The 5409-nt window shown below is 36.8% G+C and carries 5 protein-coding genes; 1 reads left to right on the plus strand and 4 read right to left on the minus strand.

Annotation, left to right across the window (positions count from 1 at the left end; translation table 11 throughout):
- Positions 1-312 (plus strand): translation initiation factor (locus E1171_RS07975; protein ID WP_155205483.1); only part of this gene is annotated, 312 nt, incomplete at its 5' end.
- A 66-nt stretch (positions 313-378) separates the two neighbouring features.
- Here E1171_RS07975 and E1171_RS07980 read toward each other — a convergent pair.
- The 4 genes from E1171_RS07980 to E1171_RS07995 form a co-directional block, all read right to left on the minus strand.
- A complete protein-coding gene (locus tag E1171_RS07980) occupies positions 379-2310 on the minus strand; it encodes a CsgG/HfaB family protein (protein ID WP_155205484.1) in 1932 nt (643 codons plus the stop codon).
- Between the two features lie 32 nt (positions 2311-2342).
- Positions 2343-2762: a curli assembly protein CsgF gene (locus E1171_RS07985; protein ID WP_155205485.1), complete on the minus strand. Its 420-nt coding sequence runs from the start codon at positions 2760-2762 to the stop codon at positions 2343-2345.
- Between the two features lie 263 nt (positions 2763-3025).
- Positions 3026-3469: a CsgE family curli-type amyloid fiber assembly protein gene (locus E1171_RS07990; RefSeq protein WP_155205486.1), complete on the minus strand. Its 444-nt coding sequence runs from the start codon at positions 3467-3469 to the stop codon at positions 3026-3028.
- A gap of 204 nt (positions 3470-3673) precedes the next feature.
- Positions 3674-5197 (minus strand): carboxypeptidase regulatory-like domain-containing protein, encoded by a 1524-nt coding sequence (locus E1171_RS07995; RefSeq protein ID WP_155205487.1) that lies wholly within the window; start codon positions 5195-5197, stop codon positions 3674-3676.
- Positions 5198-5409 lie beyond the last annotated feature (212 nt).

The following is a 5409-nucleotide window of genomic DNA, read 5'->3' on the forward strand; positions in this document are numbered from 1 at the left end:
GTCTTTTCGACAAACCCAGATTTTGATTTTGAATATCAAGAAAATGAGGAAGCAGATACCCTCCCTCCTGCACAACAAAACTTAAAAGTTGCCCTAGATAAGAAGAAAAGAGGAGGTAAGCAAGTTACCTTAATTACAGGTTTTATTGGAGCAGAGGAAGATTTAAAAATTCTGGGAAAATTGTTGAAATCGAAGTGTGGAGTTGGTGGGTCAGCTAAGGAAGGAGAAATAATTATTCAGGGAGATCACAGAACAAAAATTCTGGATATTTTACGTCAAAATGGCTATAAAGCGAAACAAAGTGGAGGCTAAAAAAGCACTTAATCCGAAATAAAAAGGGGTAAACGGATTAAGTGCATAGGAAGTAAACTTAATAGATTATCTTTCCTGAGATTTCTTTTTATTCTTTTTTTCTAAGCGATTAAGTTTTCTTCTTTCTTTTTTACTTAGGGTTAAACCCTGGTCAGTATTTTCCTCATTCCGATCGTTAAGTTCTTGTGCTTCGGTTGATACCGTGGCTTTTCCTATGACAGAATCATTTCCAATGGCAGCAGAATTTGGAGCATTCCTATTTTGGCGCCGAAGTTTCCTTTTTTCCTTTTTACTTAGCTCAACTTCTTTTAATGGATTTGAACTTAATTCTTTATCAGCTTCCTTCGATTCAGGTGAACCCAAGACTTTTTCAGGAACAGAGTCCTTCTGCAATCCTAATTTATTTTGCCTTTTTCTTTCCCTTTGAAGTAATCTTTCTTCCTTCCTTGTTAATTTTCCTGGTTCGGAAATACTTGTTTCATTCCCATTGGTTAAAGAATCCGTTTTTACTTCGGCTGAAAAAGCTTTTTCATATCGAAGAGCCTTTGCCTTTTCCCTATAATACCTTCTACTAAATGGAGAAGATCTTTTTGCAGAACGGTTTCCTCCAAATACCCAGAAATTTAATCCAATATTTCCAGTCCAGTAATAATCATTATAAGTTCCATTGATAGTCCCATCCAACTCATCAGAAAAAAGATAATTATATCCTGCAGTAACTTCCAATCCCAAAAAACGGTTAAGCAAATACTCAAAACCAACTTTGGCATGTATTTTAGGAATACTATTCTCCTTAAAATTATTTAAATCCTCAATATCAGAGTTAATAAAACCATAACCTGCGGTTATCAAGGGAGTATACTTGAATTTTGGAAAGGCTCGATAATTAACATTAAGTTCAGCATAAGAATATCTTTCATGAAAGGCCTGTTCTACAGTTGATAAATTTAATTGCCCCACATTTATCCCAATTCCTATTCGTCCGTCTCCGGGAAATTTTAAGGCAAATTCTTCTAACATTTCTACATTAGGATCAGCGTAATCTCCGGCGTAGATACTTGCCCCAGTGCTAAAAGATATCCCTATTTTGCCTCTGCTTTTTGCTGGTTCTTTTCCCATAATTCCCATATTGGCATTTCTATCTTTCTCATGAAGGTATTGTTGCACGGCAAAGCCCTCCTTTTCTTCTTCCACAGCTGGTACCCATAAATCATCCATTATTCCTTCCACCACCAAACTATAGACCGCTTTCTCAATGGCTTCTGAAACAGCAAGGCTAGAAGGTTCATTGTAAGTAAATCCTGTTTCTGCTTCTGCCAGGGTCAAATCATCCACAAACTTAAAAAGACCTGCATCTAATTTCTGCGATAAAATTTTCTTTGAAGTGTAAATAGTCTTCAAAACCTGACCACTACGTGTAGATATTACCCGCAAATAAATAGTTACTATATCTTCTCTATATTGACCTGACCCACCTGAGCCAAAATACCGTAATCCTGCACCACCTGTCCTAATATTAGAATCATAGGAAATAATTCCTCCCTCCAAAATAACACCAGCATAAAGTAATGGAGGTAACAACTCATTAATATTTAACTGCTGATATTCCGGATAATTAGCCGCATTGGAGCGAATTATCTTCCTTTCATTTAAAAGATTAGATAACCCTTCCCTTTCTATGGGAATAAACCAATTAGAACTTTCTAAAGCCCTTAATAAAATAGAGGTTCCCCCTTGAGTAACAGCTGTTGACCAACTAGCTCCCATTTCGGAAGGTTTGTATTGTCCGGTCTGATCACGGAAATTGTAAACGGCTACAACAATCTTCTCCTTGGGTTCAGGTAAATTCATAAAAGTAGAATGAACCGGAGTCTCTGTTCCTAATCGAGCCCCCACGGTATTCATGGGTTTATATAAGCTAGAAACGCAGCTTCCAAACAAAATCAAAAAAACCAATCCAAATAAATTGGTAAATTTCAAGCCAGACAATTTAAACATAGGTAAATTTTTTCTCTTTGAGTGATAATTGTTTAAAAGGTAGGAATAACAATATTTGCCTCATTTCCGTTGGCCAAATCGTAAATAGTCACATTCAAACCATATACATCAGAGGTAGTTTCTATTCTATATCCACCAACTTCCGTAATTCCTTCTTCCAGTCCATCTTCAAAATAATCATCCAACAAATCTCTTCCTATACGGTCAAGGATTTGCCTTTGAATATCCTTTTCAAAATCTTCCAATGGATCTTGCTCAAAATCAGGCGGATCCTCCTCCTCTTTTTGAGCTTGTGCCATTTGAAGTAACCAACTGCCATTATAGGAATCTCCACCAAAGGCTGGGTTAGTGGGCTTGTAAACAAAATCTTGTCCCTTAGCTGAATGGGCACCGACAAGCACAAATGAAATACAAAAGAGTAACTGAAAGATTTTTGAAGTAAGGGGTTTCATAATTCAATAGGGTATGTATAAAGAAGTAGAAAATGTAATTGAGAATTTACTCGGCTTTAGCAATGGAAAATTGCAGCTCTAAGGGAAATCTTGGTGGTTCTCTACAACAATAGAACCAATGGTTGTGAGGGGCAAGGTCTGTAATACAATTCCCGCCGGTCGAAAGGTTTTCTTTTATTTTTTATTATTTGCTCTAAACTCCGTCTTTTATTTTCTACAAGGATTTTTTATTTAACTCTAAATGTCACTTATATCTATCTGTCTTAAAAGATATTATTTTCTTCCATCTCCGCTAAATCTTTAAGATGTTGTTTTAACACATAATCTACATATTGGGCCAAACTTAAAATGTAGTCACTTCGGGGTTGTAAATAATTAAGAAAGACCAATTCACGGTTTACCAAGATTTGAACCCTACTTCCTCTTCCCTGTCCCGGCAATTCTTTTATTGTGATCATAAAATCAGGGGCATTGGGAGGAGGTTCCCACATTTTATAGAAAACGCGATAAAATTCCCTTCCACTTTTTGTTCGGGTTTCGTCAACTATTAACCCGTTAATTTCCAGACTAGGGATGGTATTTTTTGCCGAATCATCCTTTACAGATTTTATAATTGAGAGGGGAATACTGTCATTTGAGTTTTCTTGCGAGAAAGCCGTAATCCAAGTCGCACAACTTAACAATAAGACTATTACCCATTTTTTCATTGGCAATTCTTAAGCCTGATGTATTTTAGAAACTACTTTAAAGAAATATTTTAATGCTAATAGAACCCTCCCATAAGACCACTGACTCAAGAATGAAATTCTATTTATTAAACACCGCTACTAGGAGTCAATGTAACTTCCAACCAGAATTCATTTAACAGCAGAAAGGATAAGAAAGGAGGTAATTGGGATGGAGGAGAAATATTATTTCCAATGTGGAGTTAAGGCCCCTTCATATACTAATTCCCTATTTCCACCACTAGAATCCATTATCCACACTGAAGGCTCTCCAATTCCATCGTTAGGCACATTATAAAATATTATATTAGCACCATCGGGAGAAAATATAGGCATCAAATCATTAGTTCCATTATCCTTATTATTTTGAGACAGATCCTCTACAGAACTACTATCTATAGCCATAAGAAATATATGAGTATCCAGCTGTCGATTATCTTGGGATTCAAATTCAGACACATCGTAAGTGTAGAGAATACTTTTACCATCGATGCTAAAAGAAGGATCTCCCACCCTACCCGGTACATTTTCTACCAATAGGGTCATCTCGCTACCATCATCATTCATCAAATAGATTTCAGAATCAAAGCCATTAACACCAACTGTTTCTACCACAATTTTGTTTTGTTGTGCTGTCCAGTCACATCGCCTAAAGTGCCGACCTTCAGGGGCAGTTGCTACCAATTCTAAATTAGTCCCATTACGATCTATTTTATAAAGACGATCATAATGGCTATACAATAGACGTCCACCGTCAGGAGACCAACAATACCCTACCCCAGGATTATGATACCCGGTAACTGGAAGTGTTGTCACCTGAAAAGGATTTTTACCATCTGGATCCATTGTAAAAATATGAGGCTCATTGTTATTTCGATCTGAAACAAAAGCTACTTTATCTCTTTTGAAAGAAAGACTTGGTGCTATATCCATTCCTACATCTTTAGTAAGCCGTACAATGATAGAATCCTCCTGGCTTCCAGAATATATGTTATAATTTTCCCCTCTTCCGTCAGGGTCATCATCTTTTAGGGCAAAAAACAGGCGATTATCTGGGAAGTCTTGTGTGGTAAACTTCCAAACCGGACCGTTGATCTTCTGTCCTTCCAAGTTTTTGGATGTCACTTGCCAATAGTATGTGGTGCTATAACGTAATCCGGTTATGGCAAGGGTAGTATCCGGAAAATCAATAATCCTTTTATCCTCAGCACTTCCTTCGGATGCATAAATATTAATATCATAAATAATGGAGTCATTTTCAGCAATTGCATTTAAGGTGCTCCAACCCAATACTACCACCAAATCCAAACCGGTGGAATCATTGGGAGGAATGGGACTAACGGGCTCATAAATGGCCACCTCATTGTCAGGAATAAAAGGGTCTAAAAATATATTTTGTGATATGGTAGCATTTCTACTTAAATTAACCTTTACCGTTTCTGCTCCATATCCATCTTTGGTAGCAAAAACGGAATATTCCTTGGCTTCTAAAGAATCAATTCGATAATACCCACGATGATCTGTCAATACTGAAACAGAAAGAGGGCTGGTGGATACTTTAACCTGAGCGAGAGGCTCTTCGGACTCGGAATGTCTAATAAAACCTTCCAGATTACCATAAAAGACGGGTTCAATAGTTTCATCGTTGCAAGAATGAAGCACAACAATTGACATAAGTAGCCATAGGGCTCTTGTCATTGAAATTCTCATATAAAGAAAAGTTTAATTAGGCTGATTAGAGGTCAGCAGTGGTAGAACAATATGACAGTTGACTTAAAATTTTGTCGGGGCAATTAGAAAAGGCCAATTAATTCTGATGAATAGATAAAGGAAAGCCCTAATTGATGTTACCAAAATTAATTAAGGATAATAAAAGGTGCAAGAATAATACCTTCCAACAAGGAGTGGAGAATTGTAAGAAA

It is taken from the genome of Xanthovirga aplysinae (genome assembly GCF_009711365.1).
In the GTDB taxonomy this organism is placed as follows: domain Bacteria; phylum Bacteroidota; class Bacteroidia; order Cytophagales; family Cyclobacteriaceae; genus Xanthovirga; species Xanthovirga aplysinae.

Bases quoted from the DNA above. Each gene is read 5' to 3' on its own strand.
- E1171_RS07980 (WP_155205484.1), bottom strand. From the start codon at position 2,310: ATGTTTAAATTGTCTGGCTTGAAATTTACCAATTTATTTGGATTGGTT.
- E1171_RS07985 (WP_155205485.1), bottom strand. From the start codon at position 2,762: ATGAAACCCCTTACTTCAAAAATCTTTCAGTTACTCTTTTGTATTTCA.
- E1171_RS07990 (WP_155205486.1), bottom strand. From the start codon at position 3,469: ATGAAAAAATGGGTAATAGTCTTATTGTTAAGTTGTGCGACTTGGATT.
- E1171_RS07995 (WP_155205487.1), bottom strand. From the start codon at position 5,197: ATGAGAATTTCAATGACAAGAGCCCTATGGCTACTTATGTCAATTGTT.